This is a genomic window from Bacteroides muris (ex Afrizal et al. 2022) (assembly GCF_004793475.1).
Taxonomy (GTDB): Bacteria; Bacteroidota; Bacteroidia; order Bacteroidales; family Bacteroidaceae; genus Bacteroides; species Bacteroides muris.
The window spans coordinates 1-23,940 of sequence record NZ_SRYZ01000058.1 but is presented as its reverse complement, the minus strand read 5'-3'; the positions used below and the strand labels follow the sequence as shown (position 1 = coordinate 23,940).

The window sequence follows — 23,940 nt, the reverse complement described above, 5'->3', positions numbered from 1 at the left end:
ATGCCTTCTTTTATACCCTCTTATAAACTTTCATGCTGACTTGCGAAACTTAAATAGAATATTTTCCAATAGCATTAGTCACTATCTCGTCAATATAATCAGCATATTGCTGAACACCTTTTACTATAACTCTAATATCCGCTTTCATTAGATAGATTTTATAAATGTGGCAGATTTTCACGATAGCTTCTCAAATAAGCTTCGTCTTGCTCTGCTATTTGTTGTTTTAGAAAAGCAATCATTTTTTGTTTATCTGTTTTCAAATTGCCTCTAACCTGAATTAAGTTGGACGCCCCATCCGTTACAAATCGAGCATCAATTTTAAGATTTTCAATCAAAGTCTTCATTTCCTCCAACTTCTCAATTTCAGTTTCTTCTTTCCAGTTACCAGCCTGTATTTCCTTATACAGTTCCGAAGTCGGATAAATTGTAAGCATTGAAGATTCAATTATTTGCGGATGAAGTTGATTGAAAATTTCGGCTGTTACCTTTGCACCCATCTTGCCTTTTCCACTACCATAAATTCCTGTCAAATAAAAGAAGTTATAGGTAATATTTGCTTCTTCTAACTTCTTACATTGCTCAATGATGTCCTTTGACAGAAATCCCTTTCTCATGAAAATCAAAGATTCATCATATCCGGTTTCAACTCCAATTGTAATTCCATCATATCCGAGTTTCCGCAATTCTTTTAATTCTGTAACAGATTTAGGGGTAATGTCCGTAATTCGTGCAAAACACCCTATACTCTGACAAGCAGGGAAGTATTGATGTACCATTTTCGCAAGTGTTTTAAGCTTATTCACACTAAGCACAAATGGATTTGCACCTGTAAAAAATACTCTTCGTGCATGTCTATAATAATAACTTGCTTCCTTTAAATCCGATTTTACCTCTTCAATTGGTGATAACCTAAATTTGAAAGGCAAATCTTCGTATAAAGTACAAAATTTACAGGAATGGTGAGTACATCCAGCTGTTACTTGAATGAGCATTGAGTATGCTTCGTAAGGCGGTCGCCAAATAGTTCCAGTGTAGTGCATAATTCTTTTTTTATTAGTTAATAATGTATTGTTAAGACACCAAAACAAATATACCAATGCGGTAAACATGATATATTAAGTATCTTTTTCGATTGCAAAGATATAAATATACTTAGTATAAAAAAAGAAGTTACAAGACAGTAAGATGGTTACAAAAAGGTAACTCTTTTTGTATATTAGGAAGTTATAACAGAAAAAAAACGAAAAGTTTTTTGAAAATGCGCCCGGCGGGATACCGGGCGCAACTACTCATCGTTTAATTATTATATGTTGCAAACATCAATTATTTTGATGACAAGCAAACTTTTAATATAATCATGATTTGGTCAATTCTTGCAAAATTGCTTTTCCTACTCCCAAAGCAGATTGAGGATTTTGTCCTGTTATAATACGATGGTCTATTGTGATATGTGACTCCCACAATCCCGATTTCTCAAAAAGGCATCCACGTTTCTTCAATTCTGTTTCAAGCATAAATGGTACTATTGAATCTGTATTAAGGAATTTTTCTTCTTCATTCGTGAAACTATTTATTTTTCTACCCTTGATTAATAGTTCTCCATTTGATAATTTTACATTCAATAAAGCTGCTGGCGCATGACAGACAGCACTTACAACACCCCCATTTTCATAAATTGTTTGAGCTATTCTTCCTAAATCTTGATTATTAGGATAATCCCACATAACTCCGTGTCCCCCAGCATAAAAAACTGCAATGTATTCTACTGGATTAACTTCTTTGGGATTTAATGTATGCTCTATTTTAAATCGATAAACCGAGTTTTCCCAAAACGCTTTATTTATTTCATCTGTCAAATCGACTGCTTCTGCTGGAGCTTTACCACCTTTGGGACTTACAAAATCTATCTCATACCCAGCACTTATCAAAACAGACCAAGGGTGGCTTACTTCTGATAAATAATAACCTGTTGGATTATTGGTATTTCCTAATCTATCATGACTGGTAACAACAAATAATATCTTCTTTTTCATTTCCTAATTTATATATATGAAACAATTTCATTAATTTCTTTTCTCGTAGATAGTTGATGTTCTTTGCTAATTGGATAGCCAATGGGAATTATTGCTATAGGTTGAATATATGCTTCTAAATCAAGATTTTCCTTACACATCGCAACATCAAAATTGCATACCCAACAAGTTCCTAACCCTTGTTCTGCTGCTGCTAAACAAATATGCTCAGTAGTTATAGCCCCGTCAATATCAGCATGGTTTTTATTATCAAACTGTCGTTTCCATGCAATATCAGTATTTACGCAGACAACAATATATACAGGAGCTTCCGTAAACCATTTTGCCGGATAGCACTTAGCTAATTTCTGTTTTTGGGAATCGCTCTGTACTACAATAAATGTCCACGGTTGTTTATTGACTGCCGAAGGTGCCAAACGAGCACAATCCAAAATGTAGTCCAGTTTTTCTTTTTCTACCACTTGCTGTGCATAATGCCTAACAGAATGGCGTTTTTTTACTAATTCTAAGAAATTCATAACTTATATAAATTAAATAATTATTTCGGAGCAAAATTATACCATATTCCTCACCTACTTTTAGTATATATTTTCCTAAATACAGTATATTTGCAACATGAAAAAAGAAAATCTACATCAGCCGTTTGAAATCAGCGTAAAAGAGCTCGAAGAATCTCCTCTTAAAGAGCATGAACATACATTTTTTGAATTAGTTTACATTCTTTCAGGAGTAGGTTTACAATGTATCAATAACAGTAAATTTAATTATCATGAAGGACATATGTTTCTAATAACCCCTCAAGATTGCCATTCTTTTGATATTCATACCACTACAAAATTCCTTTTCATCCGTTTCAATGACATATATATTCATTCTGACTTCTTTGGAGCTACAAACATCAAGAATTTAGAATTTATTCTTCAACACGCCAATCATCAACCAGGCTGTATTTTAAAAAATATTGCAGACAAATCCCTTGTAAAAGCTATAATAGAAGCTCTTATAAGAGAACATGTAAACCGGGATTTGTACAATAAAGAACTTATACACCAATTAATCAATACATTAATTGTTATCGTTACCCGTAATATAGCCAAATATCTACCTGAAAAAATAGATGAACGTTCAGAAGAAAAGACATTGGATATATTACAATATATCCAAAACAATATATATAATCCTAATATGATAAAAGCTGATGTCATTAGTCAGCATTTCGGTATCTCGCAAAATTATTTAGGACGCTATTTCAAAAAACATACCAATGAAACTATGCAGCAATACATAATCAATTATAAATTAAAACTAATAGAAAACAGATTGCTGCATAGCGAAATGAGAATTAATGAAATTGCTACAGAATTGGGCTTTACAGATGAAAGCCACTTGAACAAGTTATTTAAAAAATATAAAGGTATTATCCCCTCTGAATTTAGGAAAATGAATTTATAATAGCTCTTTTATTTTCACATAAATACTTGTTATTTTGCATTATAAGATAGTATTTCATGCCAATTATTTTATTTCCATTTCTTTTCGGGGAATGAAAAACCGATATTGAACTGTTCGTCCAGCACCAGCGAAGCATCGAAAGCCTTGCCGTTCTTGCCCTTGAAGCCCTTGATTAGCCCGGTCTTGCGTTTCGTCACCAGCTCGATAATCTGCTTGTCGGAAAGCTGCTTGTCGCACTTGTTGCGGAATATGGTTAGCGTGCAGTCCACGTTGGAACACTTCGCCACTTTCGGGTAGAACAGGATGCGCCCGTTGCCGCATTTCGGGCAGGGGCAGGTTTCACCAGTAGCGACAGATAGCTGCACCGATAGCAGTTCTGTGGTGATTTGCGTTGCGTACACCTCGATACCCTTTCGGAACGTGTCGGCATCCATACTGCCCGCTTCTATCTTGGAAAGGGCGGTTTCCCACATACCCGTCATTTCGACATCGGCAATCTTCTTGTCCCTGACTATCTTGTAAACGACAAGCCCCTTGTCGGTAGGCACAAGGTTCTTCTTCTCACGCACGATGTACTGGCGGGCGAACAGCGTTTCGATAATCGCCGCACGGGTGGCGGGTGTGCCTATCCCGGCATCTTTCAGGCTGGCTTTCAGTTCGGCATCTTCCAGTTCCTTTCCGGCGTTTTCCATTGCCGCAAGCAGGCTGCTTTCCGTGTGCAGCGGTTTCGGCTTGGTCTGCTTCTCCAACAGTTCCACGTTGGAAATCGGCAGGCTTTCGCCCTCTTGAAGTGGCGGCAGGCTGGCGGCTTCTTCGTCCCCGCCCGTTTCCTGCTCGCCGAACACGGCACGCCAGCCTGCTACTTTCATCACAGCCCCTTTTACCGTGAAGTCGGTATCTCCAGCCGACAATATGGCGGTGGTAACGTCTTTCACGCACTTGCCCGAAAAGGCTTCCAGCATACGCCCGGCTACCAGCTCGTAAACCGCCCGCTCGTCTTTGGAGAGTTCGCCGGGCAGGTTCTCGGTAACGATTAAGGCGTGGTGGTCGGTCACTTTGCCGTCATTCACGCTACGGCGGTTCAGGGGTGTGCCGTCCAGCCCGGCGGCATACCCGGCAAAGCGGGGGTATTGCCCCAGCAGGGCGACACGCTCCGGCATTTCATCGAAAACGTCCTCCGATATATAGCGGCTTCCGGTTCTCGGGTAGGACATCACTTTCTTTTCATACAGGCTTTGCGCTATGGAAAGCGTCTTGTCAGCCGAGAAGTTCAGCTTCGTGTTCGCTTCCTTTTGCAGCGTGGTAAGGTCGTACAGAAGCGGCGATTCTTGGCAGGCTTCTTTCCTCTCAACGGATTTAACCACAAGTTGCCCGGCATCCTTTACCCGTTGCAGGGCGGCTATGGCTTCGGGCTGCTGTTCCCACTTGGCGGTAGATTGGGCGGTGAAACTTATTCCCCCGCTGGCAGTCGCCGCTTTGAGTTGCCAAAACTTGGCGGGTACGAAATTCTTGTTCTCCAAATAGCGGCTGCATATCATCACGAGCGTGGGTGTCTGCACCCTGCCCAGCGAGAACACACCCTGCCCGGCGGCTACGCTCAACGCTTGGGTGGCGTTTATCCCTATCAGCCAGTCCGCTTCGCTGCGGGACTTGGCAGAGAGGTAAAGGTTATCGTAACGCTCTCCCGGCTGCAAGTTATCCAGCCCCTCACGGATTGCCTTGTCGGTAAGGCTGCTTATCCACAGGCGCACAAATGGTTTCCGGCAGTTCAGGTAATGGAAGATATAGCGGAAGATTAACTCACCCTCACGTCCGGCATCGGTGGCGACAATAATCTTGTCGCATTGGTCGAACACTTCCTTTATCACTTTCAACTGTTTCAGCACGCCGGGGTCTGCCTTGTAGCCTTTCTCCGCTTTCACCTGACGGGGGATTAGCTGGAAATCGGGCGGCAGTATGGGCAGGCTCTCCCGGCGGAAGTTCGCCACGCCGTAGGCTTCCGGCATGGCAAGCTGGATTAAGTGGCCGAACGCCCATGTCACCATATACCCGTTGCCGGAAAGATAACCGTCATTACGCTGGGTCGCACCGATGATGCGTGCGATGTCTTTTGCCACGCTGGGCTTCTCTGCTATCAATGCAATCATAATTCTTTACTTTTTAATGGTGGATATTACATTTTCATTCCTCTGGACTTCTTGGGCTTGTCCGCTTTCAGGCTCTTGTCCTGCGCTTTCTCCTGCTTCTCTTTCTGCTTGGCGGTGGGCTTGTCCTGACCCTGTTTCAGCGGCTCTTTGCCCTGTTTGGTGGCTTCGTTGGTCTTGCCCTCCGAATTGACCGCTACCTGCGTCCGGCTCTCGGCGGCGGGGGTAACGTCTTTTGGTTGTACCTTGTCGGGGGATTTGCCTTGTGCGCCGGGCTGCACATGACCGTTGAACTCAACACCCTTGCCGTCCTTTAACCCGGCTACCTGCTGTTCTGCGAGCTGCTGTCCCTGCTGCAAGAACTGGACGGCAGACCTCGGCAGGAACTCCAAGCCACGCTCCACTGCGCTGACCTGCAAATAGGCACTGCGCTTCGTGCCGTCCCTGAATTGCAGGTTTTCCATTTTCACCGCTTGCCCGGCTTCAAAGGCGGCTTTCTGCTCCGGGCTGACTTTCACGCCGCAAATGGTGTCGGGGCATTTCCACTTGTCAGCCCGCATATACTCCAGTTCGTGCGTGTACCTGTCCCGGCTGACGAACACGGGGATTTGCCCGCCGCTTTTCGGGTCTTTGATTTCAGCGATGCCGCCCAAGTTGCCAGTGCCTTGCAAGTTGCCCTGTTCCTGCTTGGTGAACCCGTGTTCATGGAACGGGCGTTGCAACAGTTTCTCGTCCTGCTGCACGCCGTGCAGCTTGGGTACTACCGTGCCGTCCTTAGCCTGATAGAAAGACAGCTTGACATCGGTAGGTTTGAGGTAGAAGCCGCCCACCGTTCCCGAAACGGTGTAGGTGTTGCGGGACTTGTAGCCACGCATCACCCGGTCGAAGTCCCTCGTGTTTTTCAGGGTGTCGGCGGTGATGCCGACTTTTTTCAGGTTCTCCCAGTCGATTTTTGCAGGGTCGAAGCGGTAGCCCTGCTTGAACTCGTGGAAATCGGGCTTCGGAACTCGAAGCATTTCAGCCCGCTTGTCACCCTCCGGTGTCGGGTTGCGGTGGTTGTCCTCGATTGCCTTTGCGTTCTGCTCCGCTTCGGAAGCCTTGACACTGAACAGTTCCAGCCCGGAAGTGTCCTGGAACTTGCGGAAGAAATTGGAAATGAAATTGCTGAACACATCGCTGTTCTTGTCCACCTGCATGAACTCGCCGCCGTGTGTCGGCGGCACGGTCTGCAAATTAGCCTCCTTGTCGATACCCTTAACGGCACTCACCTTGCCCTGCTGTTTATCCAAGACCAGCAGCACGTCTTTTTCCTACCCCTCTGCGGGCGGGGTCATTCTGTTTGCCATAAATAATTGGAATTTTAGTGGTTACGGGAATAGTCCCGCCCAAAGGTAGCGACTAAATATGCTATATTTGGACGGGCGGCAAGGGCTGTCCGAATTTGTCCTGCGGTGTCCCGATTTGTCCGGGTGGGATGAAATTCCGCAACCATTGGTTGCAGAATTGAAAAGGGCATAAAAAAAGAGAGTGATTGATTTCACTCTCTTTCGATGAACCCTTTGTGAACCCTTTTAATGGTTTTTCAAATACTTGTTAAACAGGAAGTTCTGCATTTTATAAAAGCAAAAACATTCAATTATGAACCCTTTGTGAACCCTTTAAGTGTATAATGAGTGCCTTTTCCTGTTGTTCCTTGTATTTCCAGCCAGTTATCCAGTTGCGACAAAATTCGATAAGCAGTAGTTTTACTGGTATTTAACAAATTCTGCACATCTGAATTATTTATACTCCCATTTTGGGCGGCATACTCAATAATGGGTATAAACCTTTCATCCACCCGCTGCGCCAATAGCTGCGAACGTATATCGGTATAATAGGTAATCATCAGACCGCTTAACATTTCAAGTTTGGGCGGCAACAACTTGTATGCGCTGACAGCTTCCAAGATGCGCTTGTAGCCACGTCCCCAGCTTTCAATATCCCCACTTCTGAAAAAGGCGTTGGCGATTAGCGGGTTATAGGGAGAGGACGGGTGGCTTTCAAAAAGTTTTTCGGTCGTCCAGCTTTCCGGCAACTGCCCGGCGTTCCAAAAGGTGATATGGTCGGGAAACACGCTAATCTGAATGGGTACGGCACTGGCATAGTCTTTATGTGCCACACAATTCATCAGTGATTCCCTAATAGCTTCCACCGGGAACTGCGGTGTTTCACGCCGGGAAATGCCCTCGTATGAAATGCGGTAAGTCAGGTATTTGGTCTTTATCAAATCCATTGCCTTATCCACCTGCTCCATTAAAGAGCCGTGAACCTCGTCCTGAAACTCCAAGTTACCCTTATCATCCCGGAAGAAACCTATCTTGATATAAGCCCCGGTTACAAACCGTTCCGGGTCGGGGTGGAACAACAGCAAGGCGGCACGGGTCGGGCGGTTGGTTTGGGTGTCAATCAGCCGCAAATCGTGCAACAGGTTTTCGGTAGTATCTTTCAACACATCTTCGTCCACACGCCCGCTTCTCGCCGCTTCCTTGCGGAAACGGTTCAATGCGTTGGGGGAAAGTTCCTCTATGCCTGCCCACTCTATGGGAAACTCGTCCCAATGCCTGCCAGTACGTTGCAGGATAAAACGGTTCAACGCCGCACCTTTCAACTCCTGTTTCGTGCTACCGCTGCGATAGTGGTACTGACCTTTATAATTGATAGGATTGGAATAAGGCGGTACGTCAATCTCGATATATTTCAGCCCGTTTTCTTCCAACAGGTTCACGTCCACGATGATACCCAGCACGTCACGCACTTTGTTCGGTATGTCCTCCAGCAGTTTGTCGGCATCGGCAACGCCGACTACTTTGCCGTTGTCATTCATACCTATATATATCTTGCCGCCTGTGGCGTTGGCAAAGCCGCATATCCATTTCAGATACTCGTCACGCCAGCTTTCTTTCCATTCCGTATTTTGGTTTTCGTTCATAATCATTTCTTTGTCTGCAAAATTAGTAAAAATACTGTCTGTCAGGAAAGAATATCGGTTATTCTTCCTCTTTTATCAAGTGGCATAGCTCCGGGTCGTTCTTAATCCGGGTTATCTCGTCCTCGACTATCTGCCGGACTTCCTGACGGATGCGGTCACAGTTGGCTTGTATCTCCTCCTGCATCCGGTCGTTGCCGTCCTTGTCGGTGAAGTCGATTATCCGTGGCAACTTCACGTAACGGGCGGTTTCCCGCTTCACCTTTTCATTGTCCACCACGATTTCACAGTGGAAAATCTTCTGCTCTATCCGTTCATCGAAATTGTCCGCCACAGCACCCACGAACATACCTTGCGTGAGGTTGGATATTTTGCTGGCGGGTATCAGGCTGTCCATTTGGGTGCTTATCGAGGTGGATTTCTCCCGCTGGTTGATTGTCATGCTCTGTCGTTTCTGCAACACCTTTCCGAAACGCTCGGAAAGGATTTTCGCCGTTTCACCGACCACCTGACCGCTGAACACGTTACCCACAGTATTTTGGATAACCCGGCTTTCCTTGTCCCCGTAATCACGGGTAAGCTGACTGTAATCCTGAAAGCCTAACAGAACCGCAACCTTGTTGCTTCGGGCGGTCGCAATCAGGTTGTCAAGCCCACGAAAATAAATCGTTGGCAGCTCGTCTATTATCACCGAACTTTTAAGCTGACCTTTCTTGTTTATCAGCTTCACGATACGGGAATTATATAATCCCAGTGCCGCCGAATAGATGTTTTGGCGGTCAGGATTGTTGCCGACAACCAAAATTTTAGGCTCTTTCGGGTTGTTGATGTCCAGCGAGAAATCATCACCTGTCATTACCCAGTAAAGAGCGGGTGAAATCATCCTTGAAAGCGGGATTTTCGCACTGGCTATCTGCCCCTGCAACTGTTCAACTGCCGAACTTTCCCATGCGTCCACGAACGGAGAAAGATAATTTTCCAGTTCGGGGTAGCTGCGCAAAATGGTGAATACATCGGCGTATTTCTTGTTCAACAGTTCAATGGCATGGGGGAACGTGCAATACTTACCTCCCTGATAGATACGGAGATACCAAATTATAGCCGCCAAAAGAATAATCGGGCTTTCCACGAAGAAGTCGCCCTGCTTGCTTATCCAAGAGCGATTGAGGTTAAGCATTATCGTGTAGCTGGCTTCATAAGCATCCGCAATGTCCGACATGAAGCTGGCGTTTATCGGGTTGCATCGGTGGCTCTTGCGGGGGTCGTCAAAGTTGATAACGTAAAATTTCGGCTTGACCTTGTAGCCGTCCAAGTGGTTAAGCAAATGATTGTAAGCGATTTCCGAAAGGTCAGGAAACTTATAATGTAGGCTAAGCACCCGGCGCCGTGTCATATAATCATGACCGGTTTCCAAATACTCGCCTCCGAACCGGACGTACACCTTCCAGCGTATCCGGCTCTCCGTTTTGATATTCAGTCTATGCCTTGCCATTGTGAACTTTCTTATGACAACTACTGCACAGTGCAATCGTTTTTCTTCTACGTGCAATCATCATTCTTTCCCAAGGCTCTTTTCCTTTGAGTCCTTTGAGTTTTCTTACATGATGCATTTCGAGTCTGTCGGTTGCCCCGCATAATTCACACTTTTGTGCTTTAAGCCTGTCCATCAGGCTTGTGGTGCTTGTGTGCATTATGAAGTTCGGCAGAGTGGAAATTCTACTGTCCTTTGATGGCTTTAGCCTTTTGAAGCCACCATTATAGAATTTAGCTTCGATAGTATTTCCTTTCTTGCCTTGGTAGCTCACGGTGAAAATGCCGTCTTTCTTGTATTTGCGACATATCTTTGTAACCTTGCTACGATATTTTGCGGCAAAAGTCTTATACATGCTGTATTCCATAATGTATCCGAAATTGTTCATCTGCTTAGCGCAGTTGACACCAATTCCGAAATAGTTGTAGAAACCCCTTATTTCAGAATTGTATCTTTGAAGAATTTCAAGGTCATCGTTAAAGTTGAGTTCGGGTCTTGCTTTCGGCTTCCAGATTTCTTTACCGTTGTGTTTCTTTATTTCCACAACGTCATAATCGAGAAGCTTTTTCTTGACCGTATCTTTAGGGATACGAATCTCAACCGTTTTATTCCGAGACCTTTTCTTTCTACCGAGTGTGTCTCTGCGTGTTTCCGCACATTTTCTGTTTCGGATTTCAAAGCCGAGAAACTTCGCAGGATTATTTGAGTAGGTGACAAGGGTCTTCTCTTCGGATAATTCCAATCTTAATTTGGATTCAAGGTATTCTTTTATGTCCGCTTTAATCTTGATTGCATCCTCACGAGAGCCTATCACGCCACATAGGAAATCATCTGCGTATCTAACGTATTTCAATCGTTTGTAATTGGTGTCTCCCTCGTTTTTCGCAGGAGTCACCATCATGAGACTGTCATACATCTTGACGAGGCGAAGAGCCTCGTTTCGTTCCTCTGCGGTCTTGGCTTTCTTAAGAGCTACTTTTGCACGTCCTTTCTTACGTTGGTAGTGTCTGTATAGTTTGCTCACCTCCTTGCGTACACCTTTGTCGAATTTTGAGGCATACTCCTCCATATATTTGTCAAGCTGGTCAAGATATATGTTGGCAAGTATCGGGCTTATGATTCCACCCTGCGGTGTTCCGTCATAAGATTTGAAGTATTGCCAATCCTCAATGTAACCTGCGTTGAGAAACTTACGGATTAATCGGATGAAACGGCAGTCGCCAATGCGTTTTTCAAGGATTTTAATCATGACATCGTGATTAATGTTGTCAAAAAATCCTTTAATATCGCCCTCGATATACCATTTGGCTCCACAGAAAGACTTTGAAATCTGTTCCATTGCGGTATGGCAACTTCTTTGAGGTCTGAAGCCGTGGGAACAATCAGAAAACTGTCCCTCGTAGATTGCCTCAAGAATCATCCTCACCACTTCCTGCAACAGTTTGTCCTCTATAGATGGTATGCCGAGTGGACGCATTTTACCGTTTTTCTTGGGAATATATTCCCTCCTTGACGGTTTTGGCTGATAGCTTTCATCTTTCAATGACTCTATCAGTCTGTCAATGCGCTCGATGCTCATTCCGTCAATGGTTTTGCCGTCAGTGCCTGCCGTCATATTACCCTGCTTAGGGGCAATACGTTGGTACGCGACAGCATACATATCCTTGTTGTAAAGAATACGATACAGACGCTCGTACTTGTAATCCAAGTCCTTGCAATGTTTGTATAGACTGTTTAATACGTTTGTTGAATTTCTCATAAAGTCTCACACTTCATTCATTAATTGTATTAAAAATCTCCACTGTCTCCCTTCGCCATGTACGAAGCTTTCCCTCGCTCGGACTACTGCGGAGACTCCGTTACCATGCTGTCAGCGGATGCTGACAGTTTAGGCAATCCCAGTTTATAGTGCCTTAACTATTGGCTTGACAAGTTGTCGGGTATGACTTCCACCTGTTCCTGTATATTACAGTTGCGCTGCACCAAGTTCCTGCTCTCCCTACGCTACGACTGCAAAGAGAGTGATGCAGTATGACGATTTGAAACTTCTTGTGGTTGTTTCCATAGTTACCTTACGTCATAGCCTACTACACGGACCACTTAGATTATCATTCAACCAATTCGGGCTTTACCCTCATACTTGTCTTATCATCGCTATTCAGTCGCAGTTTGGTAACTAACTGACTTATAGTTGTACCGACGTGCTACACTCCCTGCCGTCTTTCGTTGGACAGATAAGTCGGTGATGATAGGTCATTTTCAAAGAACACTTGCCTAATCCTTGCCAAAGGGACGATTAAGACACTACCTTGACTGGCGCACCATACAGGTAGAGCGCAAAACCTTTCTCGATTTGCTGTTTTATGTAATTATTTACTACTGCGTATGACTTCCCGCTGCCCGGCGTTCCTAACACGATGCTCGCGCGAAAAAACGTTTACAACGTTAATATAGCCGTTGTTCCACTTCTTCTTATAGTAGAACCGGGTCGGCAGATTTACAGAATACTCGTTCTCGATAAGCCTTGTTTCCTGCTGGAAACTTTCGTTCTCGGTATTAAAGACATCATCCATGAGGTTGTTTTTCAACAACCGGGACATCCACGTACCCGCCATGAGCATACAGATATAGCCCGCCGACAGCGTGGCGATATAAAACACGGCATCTGCCGTGTGTGGCAGTGGCAGTTCCAGCAACCACCAGTTCAGGAAAAACAACACGACACCAGCCGCAAGGCTGCAATGTATCTTCGTCCACGTTATCTTTTCCTCTTTCACGCCCTTAGTGCCGATGCACGACAGGGCGAGGAACACCACCGCAAAAAGTTTCGTCCAAAGGACGGACGAGAACAGCCCGGTGGTGCGCTGGAAGTTCCACAGTATCTTGTCTATCACTTCAAAGGTCACTCCCCATTCTTTCAGGGTGGAGTAACAGAACCAGTACACGTTTATTCCCACGAATAGAATACTGACAGCCCGCATAAAGTCCATGACCCTTGCAAGCCCTCTCAAATCATCTTCCTGTTGCATGATTGTAATGTTTTTTTAAGTTAGTCGATGCGCCTTGTGCGCTTCTTTTTCTTCTTTCTCTTTTGGCGGGCGGTGTCCTGCGGCTCGTCACCGCCTGATGCACCGCCGCCCAGCAATCCGCCGAAAGTACCCAACACGGAAGCCACGCCCGAAACGATGTCGGATTTCGGTGTGAACTCCGGCTGTTCCTGATGCGTGGATTGTTCCCGCTGTTGTGTTTCCACTTCGGGCTGGTGCATCTTTCCGGTTTCGCCCGAAAAACGTTCGTTGAACACGTTCGCCGAATACTCCTTGCCCAAGCGTGAACCGTTCAGCACCACCCGGCTGTCGTGGTCGATGAACGTAACGCCATAGATGCGCCCGCTGTCGTTCTGACGGAATACCACGTCAATGCCCTGCTTCCTTAGCTGTTGTTCCAGTTCCTTGCGGCTGCGGGCGGTCTGCATGGCAGTGGCGACAATCTTCCGGGTGCGCTCTTTCAGTTTCCCGTTCTTGATTGCTTCGCCCGATTTCTCCATTCTGCGCTGTACCGCTTCATAACCCACCGACTTGCCGATGCAGGAAGCCTTTACCGGGTTGCCCGCCTTTTCTCCTTTGTCGTTCATGGCGGAATAGACAATGCCCTGATAGGGCTTGCCGTTTATCTCGCCCTTGACTTCCTCGGCGCACACGTTGTAAGCGGCAAGCAAAGCCTTGTATTCCCCGAACGACTGGAAGCGGTAGCCATAGCAAGCCGCTTTCACGGTATTGCCGATTTGGTGTTTCACGTCCCCGGCGGCATAGTCCACCTTTTTAAGTTCCGAGCGTTCGGCACGCTCCTTTCGCTCTGCCGGGTGCAGGTTGTATTTCTTCTCCAGTTCACGGGTGATTTGCTTGCTGCGCCGATGCTCGAACCTGTCATTCAGCGGTCTGCCGTTCTCGTCCACCCGCAAGCCAACGATGTGGATATGGTGGCGGTTGATGTCGGTATGCTTGTACACCAAATAAGGCTGGTCGCCATAGCCCAACTTCCGCATATACTCTTTGGCAATGTCGGAAAGCTGTTGGTCTGTCAGCACGTCTTCCGGGTGCGGGTTTATGGAAATATGAAGTATCGGCTTCTTGGTGGATAGCTGGACGGGCATCTGCATTTCAAAGCTGCGCATACACTCGCCGATAGAGAAATTCCCGTCCTCACTCAACAGCATTTTGTTTGAGAAAAGCACCTTTGCGTCTTCGCTGTCCACCTTGTTTTGGTTGTACGCCAGTGCGCCGAACATATTGCCGCCCGTGCTTATTTTGGCAACCATAGTTCCTTGCATTCATTGGTTAATGCAATAACTTGGCGGTTCAGTGCCGCCAGTTCGGTGGTCGCTTTCTCCAGTTTATAGAGAAAAGCGAGTGCCTTTTTCTCCGAAAAATTGCTATGCAACGCCTTTACAACTTGGTTGTAATTGACCGCTACCGCCCGAAACTGGGCGTAAAATTCGGTCAGCTTGGCGCAATATTCTACCGCCGACTTGTCCACTTTCACCACCCGGAACGGCTCGCCGAACAGCCGGGCGGCGATGAAACGGGACTTGCTCGTGACGCCCGACTGCTCCCACTGCGAGAGGAAGCGGGCGTTCTCCCGGTCGTTCAGGTAAAGGACATGGCGATGCTTCGCCGGGTCTGCGAGGGCGGGGCGACCGCCCTTGTTGGTTCTTCTTGTTTCCATACTTCTTTGGATTAAAAAATTACGACTTCGGAGTGATTTTTACCCCCGCAAGGGGCAAGGCGTTTTCAGGCACGGAAAACGGTTTTGTATGCTACAAAACACACCTTGCTATTTTCTATAAATTCCTCACGCTCGGCAAAACGAGCAAGCTCGCTTTGCTCTCACTTAATCGGAATTTTCTGACGAAAATCGAAATCCGTCACGGACGGATTGGGGTTAGCGTGGAACGGTAAGCCCTGCGTTCACCAGCCCGTTTTTACACTTGCGCCCCCGGCGGTTCGTTACTCCGTTGCAAAGTAACGGTGATTTATAATACTGTAAAATAGGTAGTTGATGGACAAATCGGGACAGCACAGGACAAATCGGGACAAGGTTTTCAGGGGACGTTTTTTCTCCCTTTTTTTGCATCGGATTTCAAGATTGAAAGCAAGATTGAAAGAAATATTCCAATCAGGAAAGAATGATTGAAAGCATGATTTCAAGAAAGCATGATTGCATTATTTCAATATTTCAAGAAAGCATGAAAGCAGGAAAACAAGATTGAAATAAAACAGTCTTTCAATCTTTCAAGATTGCAATATGGAAACAAAGAAAGCTATATGGCTGGATTGATTGAAAGCAATAAATAAATCTATCAACCAATAATGAACGAAAGCAATATGGAAAACGAGAAAACACCCCTTTATGTCGCCTTTTCCACCCAAAAGGGCGGGGTCGGCAAAACCACCTTTACCGTGCTGGCGGCAAGTTACCTCTATTACCTCAAAGGCTACGATGTGGCGGTGGTTGATTGCGACTACCCGCAACACTCCATTGCCGGGATGCGCAAGCGGGATGCCGAGCAGGTCGGGGCTGATGAAGATTACAAGCGCATGGCGTATGAACAGTTTACCCGGCTGGGGAAGAAAGCCTACCCAGTATTGTGCAGTTCGCCTGAAAAGGCGATTGCAACGGCTGACGAACATATAGCCGCCGGACACGTGCCGGATATTGTCTTTTTCGACCTGCCCGGCACGGTGAACAGCGAGGGCGTGATAAACTCCCTTGCGGGCATGGACTACATCTTCACCCCCATTTCAGCCGACAAGGTGGTGCTGGAAAGCAGCCTGTCGTTCGCAATGGCTATCCAAAAGCTATTGGTGAAGAATGAAGCCTGCCGACTTGCCGGGCTGTACCTCTTTTGGAACATGGTGGACGGGCGGGAGAAAACAGACCTTTACACCGTCTATGACAAAACCATTAAGGAACTGGAACTGCCGCTGATGAAAACCTTTATCCCCGATACCAAACGCTACAAAAAGGAACTGGTGGCGGATAAAAAGGCGGTGTTCCGCTCCACGCTCTTTCCCGCCAGCCACCCGCTGGTAAGGGGAAGCAACTTGGAAGAACTGATGACCGAAATAGTGTACTACATTAAATAATAGTGAAAGAACGAAAAATGGAATCGTATTACAATAGTATGACTCCATTTTAGTTGAATATCTAAATGATTATCGGGAAAGTAAATGCTTTTTCCCAATAATCATTTATGTAAGCCAATCTTTAGGAATTTCAAGTATATCACCTATATCATCGCCTATATTGTCGATTATTTTCCCTTCTTTTATATAGTTGAATTTTAATCCCAATTTATCGAAATCCATTTTATTTTCGGAAAAAGGATGTTCATAGAGCCAATAATTGGCAACAGGAATATTATGAGGGCATACTTTAGAAACGAAAACACCTGTAAGATTTTTAAGTCGCATACCTTTCTTGTCACAAAATACGCCATCTAATTGTCGTATCCATTTCTCATCTTTACTTTCCGGATTTGTCGACCATGAAAATGCCACTGTTCCCCAAATAGCATTATCAACGTCTATTTTTCCCGATGTTCTGATGTCTAACGAATTTAAGCATACAATAAATGGTTTATCCAATTTTCCATACCTTTTAGCTTTTTTTTCAATCGATTCTTTGAGAGATTCTTCACCTCCTCCCCAAAAGGTTTCTGCTGGATATATGCCTATTGGACATATTTTCTCCTCTCTTGTTGAAGGACTTACTGGCATAGGGCTTACTATGACATGAACATCCCTATTCTTATATTCTATCTTCGGTAGATTTTCAATTACATTTTTCTCTAATTCTTCTCTCAATATTTCGGGGTCTATTTTTTTTAATTCTTCCTCTATATATTTTATCATCTCTTTTGTACTTGGTTGTTTCCGGGTGAGAAAACAAACATCTTCAATATTTAAAAAGAAATCTTTTGTGTTTAACTTATTCAGATTATCATAGAATTCATTTCTTTTTCGTTCAAACGCCTCCTGTTCCATTGTTTTACCCTTAACAACCTTTGCTTCAATATATAATTCCAAATTATCTTTAGATATTAGGAAATCAGGTTTCTTCGGTGAAGATGGTAAATCGGGATGGATAGTAATATCATACCCCAATTTGCAAAACAGTTCATGTAAGAACAATTCATAAAATGAAGAGTCAAAATCTTTTTTAAATCGGCTCTTTAGCTCTTTCTTTTCTTCTTCAGGATAATTATAGAACCATCTCTCTAAAGTATCTCTCACTTTTGACATATCAGTTCGTGCGCTGTTATTATAATACTCGTAAGTATTATCATTGTGTTTTGCAAATTCGAGACATGTTCTTTCAAATGAATCAAATAAACTATTCATATATTTTTCTTTTTGCAGTAAAGATATAGATTTCAAGGATATTTAGGAGTAAGTTCATCCCCCAGTTTCTTCGCAATAAATATTAATAATTGGTAATCAATAAGCTATAAATATTACACCCGGTTTTACCACCTGACAGGGTAAAGCTGGGTGTATTGGTTTTATATAATATTCAAAAAATGAGTTGCTCTTTTTCAGAAATCAATATCTTCTTCAACTAATATTCTTCTTGTAAGATATTTATAGGTTTTTTCATGTAATTCTTCGCCTTGAGCTATTACCTCGTTTTTTGTTTTTGCTGGGAGAAAAAATTGCCGTTGTATTTTGTCTATAATGAATTTTCTTCTGTCCTCAAAAAAAGGAAAAGATGAACATATGGATGTGTGTTTCTCCATATCTGAAAATTCCATTTGCCATATTGCATCTCTTGATTGAATATCTGCTCTTGATTGAAACATTAGACTTGAAAAGCCGTCCATACCTTGACTCAAAATGGACATGATGGTATATTTAAAAGCATTATGCCCGATGTTCATAACGAGTAATCTGTCTTTGTACAAGTTGGGATTGTTTGGCTGTTGTTCTATTGCCTTTGACAAACATAAATATGCTATACTGGATATTGTTTGTAATGTGTCAATGTCGTTTGAGAGTTGATTACATAGCATAAGTGTAAAACTTTTGCCAAGAAGAGCATAATCATTAACTGTTTGTAAGCAAGACGGAGTGTCTTGAACAGTTCTGTAGAGGTTCACTAACAAAATATTAGTATCTTTGGTATTCCTATGTTCGATGTTTTTTATAGCTTCTTGAGCTAAAATTTCTATTTCTGTCATATTCATAAGATTTATATGCCGAAGGCTTTCATTATTTGTTCATAGATGTCATATCCCGTGGTATTGCCGTAAAATTCAATTAAATAGTTTTGGTTTGAAAATTGGACTTTACTCAAATTTCCCATTTGATAAAAAAGAGAAAGAAATGCGGGGATATTTGTTGCTGGTGAATATCCACCGCTAAATAAGTCATTGCTCCATAATATTCTGTCCTTATTTAAGGATATTTCTAAAAAAACAAGATTATTCGATATGTATTGATTAAAGTTGATGTTTCTTAATTCAATATGCATCTCTTGATTGGTTATTGTACCTTTTATTACACCATCTATCCTTTGATTAATAATACGATGCTGGTTTTCCCAAATGTTAATGGTATGTACCATAAAGCCAAATGGCTCTCTTGCAATTTTACCTCCTGTTTCCAATAGGTTAATTGGAAATTGATCATATACTTCTTCCATATCACTATATAATTTAAAAAATAAATGTTTTAAAGAAGGCCATTAAAAACACGAAAAGCGTGGAACTGCAAATGCCCACGTCTTAAGTTGATGGCCCTAGGAAAGCCTTGAGTACAGATATGGAACAGCAGCCCCACGCCTATAGCGTGAGAACCACTATGCAAATCCTTGTACTCGTTTGAAAATTTCCTAGGTTTTCAACTTACAAGATGAGCATAACGCTTCTTAAATTTCTAATATGTCTTTGGACGAGTTACCTCATCCGCTCGCAAAAATAGATAAAAATCCGCTATTCCGATAATATTCAGACTATTTTTTGTTTAAATCCTTGCCATTCCCGCAAAACCTCCCTACATTTACCCCGTCCCCCACAAGGTAGCTACCAAGCCATCCTCAAGATAGCTACCAAGCCGGCATCAAGGTAGCTACCTTGTGGAAGGGCGCACAAGCAACAAGTTACAAACCATTAAAAACACAACAAGCCTATGCCATTTTGGAAGAAAGCATTCAGCAAGCGGACGGGCGTCCATTACCCCCAAGCCGTCGTACAAGGAAAACCCGTCGAAACCGAAACCATCGCCAGAGACCTCTCGAAAATCTCCACCGTAAGCAACTCGGACGTGCAAGCCGTGCTGGGCGACATCTCCGGCGTGATGCACACCCGCATGTCGCAAGGCAAGAGCGTGCACATCAAGGGGCTGGGCTACTTCCGCTACGTGCTCGACACGAAGAGAGTGAAGGACCCGGCAGACTTCGATTTCGAGAAACAAGTGCAAGCCGTCCGCGTGCAGTTCATCCCCGAACGCACCCGTACCAGCGGCGGCGCCTACACCCGCGCGCTGGTAGATGCCGAGCCGCTGGAATGGATTGAACTCCCCGCAACGGCCGAAGACAGCACGCCGAGCGGCGGAAGCGGAAACGACGGGGACCTCGAAGAAAATCCCCTCGGATAATCCCCTCCGGACAAGGAAAAAGCACTGGCGATTGCGGTCGGCAATGCTTTTTTTCTTCCGCCAGCATCGAAAACCCGGTATCCGGCACTTCTTTTCCCGAAGAAGCCCCGACTGCCTGGTTTTCAATTCGTTTTCTTCCCCATAAGTGCCAAAGACTGCTGTTTCCACCGCTTTTCCGCTTATTTTCCCCCTGCCAACTCATTTTCCTCCATATTCTTGCCCTGTTCGGAAGAAAAATCCTACATTTGTCCATGCAGCGCATTGTTGCATATGATTAAAAACCAAAACTATATGAAACAAATTGCATCGTTCAACATCGCCCGCCTCCGGGTGGAAGAAGACTTCGGATTCCTGAAACTTGTCGTGGCCGAAACCGGCAGCTTGGTATCAGACAGTGACTCTCCCGATGAAATCAGCGTACTCGCCGCATCCGCTCCGACTACATTAGCCACCTCTGTCGCCACCTTCAAAAACGCAGTCGATGCCTTCGACGACGCCCTGAAAGACTCCGCCACCGTTCCCTCCACCGCCCTCGCCGCCGAAGCGGACGCCGCCCGCGACAACGCCTGGCGCGCGGCCAACAACTACCTCAAGGCCATGGCCGCCCACCCCACGGAGTCCCTTCGCCGCACCGCCACGGAGTTCAAGACGCTCTTCGACAAATACGGCGACCCGACCTCCCTTCCCCAGACGGAGGAAAGCGGCATCCTGCACAACCTCCTGCAAGACCTGAAAGCCATCGGCAACGGCAAACTTTCCACGATTGCTTTCGAGGCATGGCTCACACATCTGGAATCGTGCGAAACCTCCTTCCTCTCCGCCGTCTCGCAACGCACGGAAGAGGAAGCCGCCCGCCAGGTGGGCATCGTGAAGGAGAGCCGTCAAGCAGCGGACGCCGCCTACCGCTCGCTCGCCGGGCTGGTCAACGCCCTTGCCGTGGTGAACGGGGACGAGGCCTACGCCACGTTCATCGACCGCGTGAATGTGATTATCGACCGCCAGAAGACAGTGCTGAAGGCACGGCAAACGAACGGCGGCAGGAGGAAGGAAGAGGACGAGAGACCGTCGGTACTGTAAAATCATTTATTTTAACGGAATCTAAACAAATAATAAAAATATGCTTAGATCCCGTTATATTTGTCACTATACTTTTAACAAATTATGTAAGAAATACATCTCTAAGTTCACAAGAATTCCAGAACTTATCCGGTAATTTCTCACATAACCTTTTAAAATCGTATATTTTACTATCATTTAAAGATGCTGATATGATATGTTTCCAATTGCTCGGATACACCATTTTTATAACTAAATTTACAAATGCTGGTGGACTTAAGATCTTTGATACAGGAATTCGTATATCTTCCGACACCCCAATATGTAAATGAGAATAAGAATGAAGATTAGGAATATACCCTCGATCATCAACGTCATATCTTATATATAAAGGAAAATTTAGCATCTTGCAAACTTCTTCACTTTCATCTTCGTTATAGATATCCTTTATGCAATCAATATCTTCGTATTCTAAATCAATTTGATACTTTTTGCAATAATCATCAAAAGAAATTTTAATCAAAGGATTTTGCATGAAAACATATTTATACACAATTTGATCTCCACGCATATTTCTTTCAAATTGGAAAAATGAGTCGTCTTTCAATAAAATATCATATTCTTGACGAAATAAAATTTCATCCACATAAGATTTGAACTCTGCAATATTTTCAATATTCCTTTTAATGCAACTCCGATTTCTATTTTGCTTCAATATCGCATCTTTTAACAAATCACATTTTTCAACTAATAACTTACCTTCATTAAGTCGAAGTAAATAAGACGTATCACTACTCATTTGGTTGGAAATAAAAGGCCGTTAATTATTTTTTGTATTTCTTCATCTTTCAATCCTGATTCTCTCAATTTGCGTATTTGTTCAAATATGTGATGTTCAGCTGCATCAGTTGCCCTGCTAACATTTTCTATATTTTTAGTTTCTGCTCTATCAGGCTGAATAAAAACTAATTTGTAATTTTTTTCTTCTATTTCCTTTAATTCTCTAAGAAAAGCCTCCATTCCATCTCCACAACCGCTTAAATGTAACCAACCTTTGGTCCTTGTCATACTAGTAAAAAGCTTATCTCTCATTACAACATTATTCGGATTCTTAAATACTGAATCAATGCCACAAATAAAAACCATCCCACATTCATTTCCTTTAGCCTTGTTCACTGATGACAAAGTAACACGTCCTTCTGAAAAAAATGTTGTATTATTATAAGGCGCATTCAACAAATTGAAAGGATTTATTCCATGTTGACGTAATCCTATTGATATATTTGAAAAATAGTCGCCAATACGATTGCTATCTATACATATGACACAAATATCTGTTGGTAACAATCCTTGTTCTTGAATACACCTCGAAATTTCGTCCGCAATATTACAGCATTCTTTTTCTATTGATGCATATTTCTTTACGTTAATAGAGTCTTTGGTAAATTCTTTATTAGAATATGAAGGAGTATTTTCTTCTGGCCTTGATATAATCATTTCATCTCCTGTTTGCGAATTGCCTTTTTCGACTTTAAATCCAAGAGATTCCCATTGTTTATTACTCTCTAATCTTTGTAGAATTTTTTCATTATATATACCTAATCCTAATGCAAATGCATAAATCAAAGAATAGCGAGGAGTTCTATAACACTTCATTAATACCTGATCTTGCAAACTATTTCCTCCTGTACTAAAGTCGATATAAGGTTTTCCAAAGCTATCAAAGCCAAACGTATTCTGTTCATTCTGTATTTCAACATCGAAAATATTTTGAAAATCATCATACGCCCAACAAATACGTTTTGTATTACATAATTTATAACAAAGTCGATAAAATTCGGAAGGAAAATCTTGTCCTTCATCTATCAAGATTAAATCGTATTCTTTTGTTATATCTTTCATATATAATTCTTTGCATATATATGCAAATGCATTATCACTATATCTTCTAGCTTCTGCAAAAGTCATCGGTTGATACCCATTATTGATACATGTATTATAATATACACCTTCCGATGAAGAACTACCCCAACCATGACAAACTTTTATCATATTCCAATCAGGTTCACTACTTGAATAATTTTTGAAAGCTCTATTTATCAAGTTTTTTACGGTAGTAGCTAATGATTTTGTATAAAATGTATATAAAATTTTTTTATCTGGGTATTGAGCGTGAAATCTTGCAGCCTTATAAGCAAGAACTATCGTTTTACCAGAACCCGCAAGTCCACGAATCCGTTGAGGCAAATCTATATCAATTTCTGCAATTTTCTTTTGCACAATATCAAAATTTGCAATATGAGATTGTATTTCATTTAAAATACTTGCTTTTGTCAATGGACGTACATTGGATCTTTCTTTTTTTTGATTCAAAGTAGATGTCCCATCTATACAACTTTCAATGAGAATCAATGTTTCTTGTGGTATTGGAGAATCTAATTTATTCTCATTAATAAGCGTAGAAATATCATCCACTTTACATACCATATATTCTTCTTGTCCATCACTATAATGCACATAATTCCCAACTATTACAGAATGTAGCTCGTATTTTAATTGATTTCTTCTACTACGTAAAGAAGAATGTTTTAACATTCTTGAAGCTATTTCATTATATAAGGTATCAACTCTATCTTGAATAGCTTCAGTAAAAGTTTCGTTTTTATCTACTTCAAAAAAGAACAAACCATATATCGGAGAAACTAATAACAATTTAGCTTCTATAAAATCTGATTTTATATCACCCCTATAAAAAGGATATTGATAATAAAGTACTGCTTTTTCATCCAATATAAGACTACTCAATTTGTCATATATTAGATTCGCTAATATATCTTTTTCTATATCTTCAACATTACCAATAAATTGCATAATCGTTATATAAATTTAGTTAAAGAGAAATTGTTTATAATAGTACTACAAAAATACTACAAACTTTTGATATTTAGCAGATTCCATCTATAAAAAATCATATCCTATTTTTGTTTGTTTTCTAAATAATAATACTTCGTTAAAATTACAGTTAATCCGTTGAAAACAAATGAGTTAGTAAATAATATTTAGTATAATAAAATAGGCCAAGTGGCTGATTTTCATTATC

18 protein-coding genes and 2 pseudogenes are annotated in these 23,940 nt (G+C 42.9%); 4 read left to right on the top strand and 16 right to left on the bottom strand.

Annotated features, from left to right (window positions below):
* Positions 1 to 158 precede the first annotated feature (158 nt).
* From E5355_RS16850 to E5355_RS16840, 3 genes are all read right to left on the bottom strand, one after another.
* A complete protein-coding gene (locus E5355_RS16850; protein ID WP_135959772.1) occupies positions 159 to 1,043 on the bottom strand; it encodes a radical SAM protein in 885 nt (294 codons plus the stop codon).
* Between the two features lie 315 nt (positions 1,044 to 1,358).
* A complete protein-coding gene (locus E5355_RS16845; protein WP_135959773.1) occupies positions 1,359 to 2,036 on the bottom strand; it encodes a type 1 glutamine amidotransferase domain-containing protein in 678 nt (225 codons plus the stop codon).
* 8 nt (positions 2,037 to 2,044) lie between these two features.
* Positions 2,045 to 2,554 carry a nitroreductase family protein gene (locus E5355_RS16840; RefSeq protein ID WP_135959774.1) on the bottom strand — a complete coding sequence of 170 codons (510 nt, stop codon included), beginning with the start codon at positions 2,552 to 2,554 and terminating at the stop codon, positions 2,045 to 2,047.
* A gap of 97 nt (positions 2,555 to 2,651) precedes the next feature.
* On the opposite strand from E5355_RS16840, the gene E5355_RS16835 reads away from it, so the two are divergent.
* The gene (locus tag E5355_RS16835) at positions 2,652 to 3,488 is read left to right on the top strand and encodes a helix-turn-helix transcriptional regulator (RefSeq protein ID WP_136000165.1); all 837 of its coding nucleotides are present in this window, start codon (positions 2,652 to 2,654) and stop codon (positions 3,486 to 3,488) included.
* Positions 3,489 to 3,556: 68 nt separating this feature from the next.
* Here the strand turns inward: E5355_RS16835 and E5355_RS16830 are convergent, their stop codons facing one another.
* From E5355_RS16830 to mobA, 8 genes and pseudogenes are all read right to left on the bottom strand, one after another.
* Positions 3,557 to 5,635, bottom strand: a complete 2,079-nt coding sequence (locus E5355_RS16830; protein WP_136011229.1) for a type IA DNA topoisomerase — start codon at positions 5,633 to 5,635, stop codon at positions 3,557 to 3,559.
* Between the two features lie 26 nt (positions 5,636 to 5,661).
* The gene (locus E5355_RS16825; protein ID WP_246866983.1) at positions 5,662 to 6,933 is read right to left on the bottom strand and encodes a DUF3945 domain-containing protein; all 1,272 of its coding nucleotides are present in this window, start codon (positions 6,931 to 6,933) and stop codon (positions 5,662 to 5,664) included.
* A 335-nt stretch (positions 6,934 to 7,268) separates the two neighbouring features.
* Complete coding sequence (locus E5355_RS16815; RefSeq protein WP_136011228.1) at positions 7,269 to 8,600, bottom strand: ATP-binding protein; 1,332 nt, start codon at positions 8,598 to 8,600, stop codon at positions 7,269 to 7,271.
* A 58-nt stretch (positions 8,601 to 8,658) separates the two neighbouring features.
* Positions 8,659 to 9,960: pseudogene (locus E5355_RS16810) on the bottom strand (TraM recognition domain-containing protein); the annotation flags it as partial.
* Positions 9,961 to 10,075: 115 nt separating this feature from the next.
* Entirely contained in the window at positions 10,076 to 11,887 is a 1,812-nt protein-coding gene (locus tag E5355_RS16805) for a reverse transcriptase domain-containing protein (protein WP_107032543.1), read from the bottom strand.
* Positions 11,888 to 12,451: 564 nt separating this feature from the next.
* Positions 12,452 to 13,157: pseudogene (locus E5355_RS16800) on the bottom strand (YWFCY domain-containing protein); the annotation flags it as partial.
* Between the two features lie 20 nt (positions 13,158 to 13,177).
* Positions 13,178 to 14,446 carry a conjugal transfer protein MobB gene (gene mobB / locus E5355_RS16795; RefSeq protein ID WP_136011227.1) on the bottom strand — a complete coding sequence of 423 codons (1,269 nt, stop codon included), beginning with the start codon at positions 14,444 to 14,446 and terminating at the stop codon, positions 13,178 to 13,180.
* Positions 14,431 to 14,853, bottom strand: a complete 423-nt coding sequence (gene mobA / locus E5355_RS16790) for a conjugal transfer protein MobA (RefSeq protein ID WP_025019042.1) — start codon at positions 14,851 to 14,853, stop codon at positions 14,431 to 14,433. The genes mobB and mobA overlap by 16 nt, the downstream gene beginning before the upstream one ends.
* Positions 14,854 to 15,497: 644 nt before the next feature.
* Between mobA and E5355_RS16780 the strand changes: the two genes are divergently transcribed.
* Positions 15,498 to 16,274, top strand: coding sequence for a ParA family protein (locus E5355_RS16780; RefSeq protein WP_136011226.1), 777 nt, complete (start codon positions 15,498 to 15,500; stop codon positions 16,272 to 16,274).
* A 105-nt stretch (positions 16,275 to 16,379) separates the two neighbouring features.
* Here the strand turns inward: E5355_RS16780 and E5355_RS16775 are convergent, their stop codons facing one another.
* From E5355_RS16775 to E5355_RS16765, 3 genes are all read right to left on the bottom strand, one after another.
* Positions 16,380 to 17,531 carry a hypothetical protein gene (locus E5355_RS16775; RefSeq protein ID WP_136011225.1) on the bottom strand — a complete coding sequence of 384 codons (1,152 nt, stop codon included), beginning with the start codon at positions 17,529 to 17,531 and terminating at the stop codon, positions 16,380 to 16,382.
* Positions 17,532 to 17,725: 194 nt separating this feature from the next.
* Positions 17,726 to 18,367 (bottom strand): hypothetical protein, encoded by a 642-nt coding sequence (locus E5355_RS16770; RefSeq protein ID WP_136011224.1) that lies wholly within the window; start codon positions 18,365 to 18,367, stop codon positions 17,726 to 17,728.
* 11 nt (positions 18,368 to 18,378) lie between these two features.
* A complete protein-coding gene (locus E5355_RS16765) occupies positions 18,379 to 18,831 on the bottom strand; it encodes a hypothetical protein (protein ID WP_121767263.1) in 453 nt (150 codons plus the stop codon).
* Positions 18,832 to 19,316: 485 nt separating this feature from the next.
* Here E5355_RS16765 and E5355_RS16760 point away from each other — a divergent pair, with 485 nt between their 5' ends.
* Positions 19,317 to 19,784, top strand: a complete 468-nt coding sequence (locus E5355_RS16760) for an HU family DNA-binding protein (RefSeq protein ID WP_136011223.1) — start codon at positions 19,317 to 19,319, stop codon at positions 19,782 to 19,784.
* 291 nt (positions 19,785 to 20,075) lie between these two features.
* Positions 20,076 to 20,861 (top strand): DUF6261 family protein, encoded by a 786-nt coding sequence (locus E5355_RS16755; RefSeq protein ID WP_136011222.1) that lies wholly within the window; start codon positions 20,076 to 20,078, stop codon positions 20,859 to 20,861.
* An 82-nt stretch (positions 20,862 to 20,943) separates the two neighbouring features.
* Here E5355_RS16755 and E5355_RS16750 read toward each other — a convergent pair whose 3' ends face one another.
* The gene (locus tag E5355_RS16750; protein ID WP_121766747.1) at positions 20,944 to 21,639 is read right to left on the bottom strand and encodes a DUF2290 domain-containing protein; all 696 of its coding nucleotides are present in this window, start codon (positions 21,637 to 21,639) and stop codon (positions 20,944 to 20,946) included.
* Entirely contained in the window at positions 21,636 to 23,711 is a 2,076-nt protein-coding gene (locus tag E5355_RS16745; protein ID WP_136011221.1) for a DEAD/DEAH box helicase, read from the bottom strand. Before E5355_RS16745 ends, E5355_RS16750 begins: the two co-directional genes overlap by 4 nt.
* Between the last annotated feature and the right edge of the window lie 229 nt (positions 23,712 to 23,940).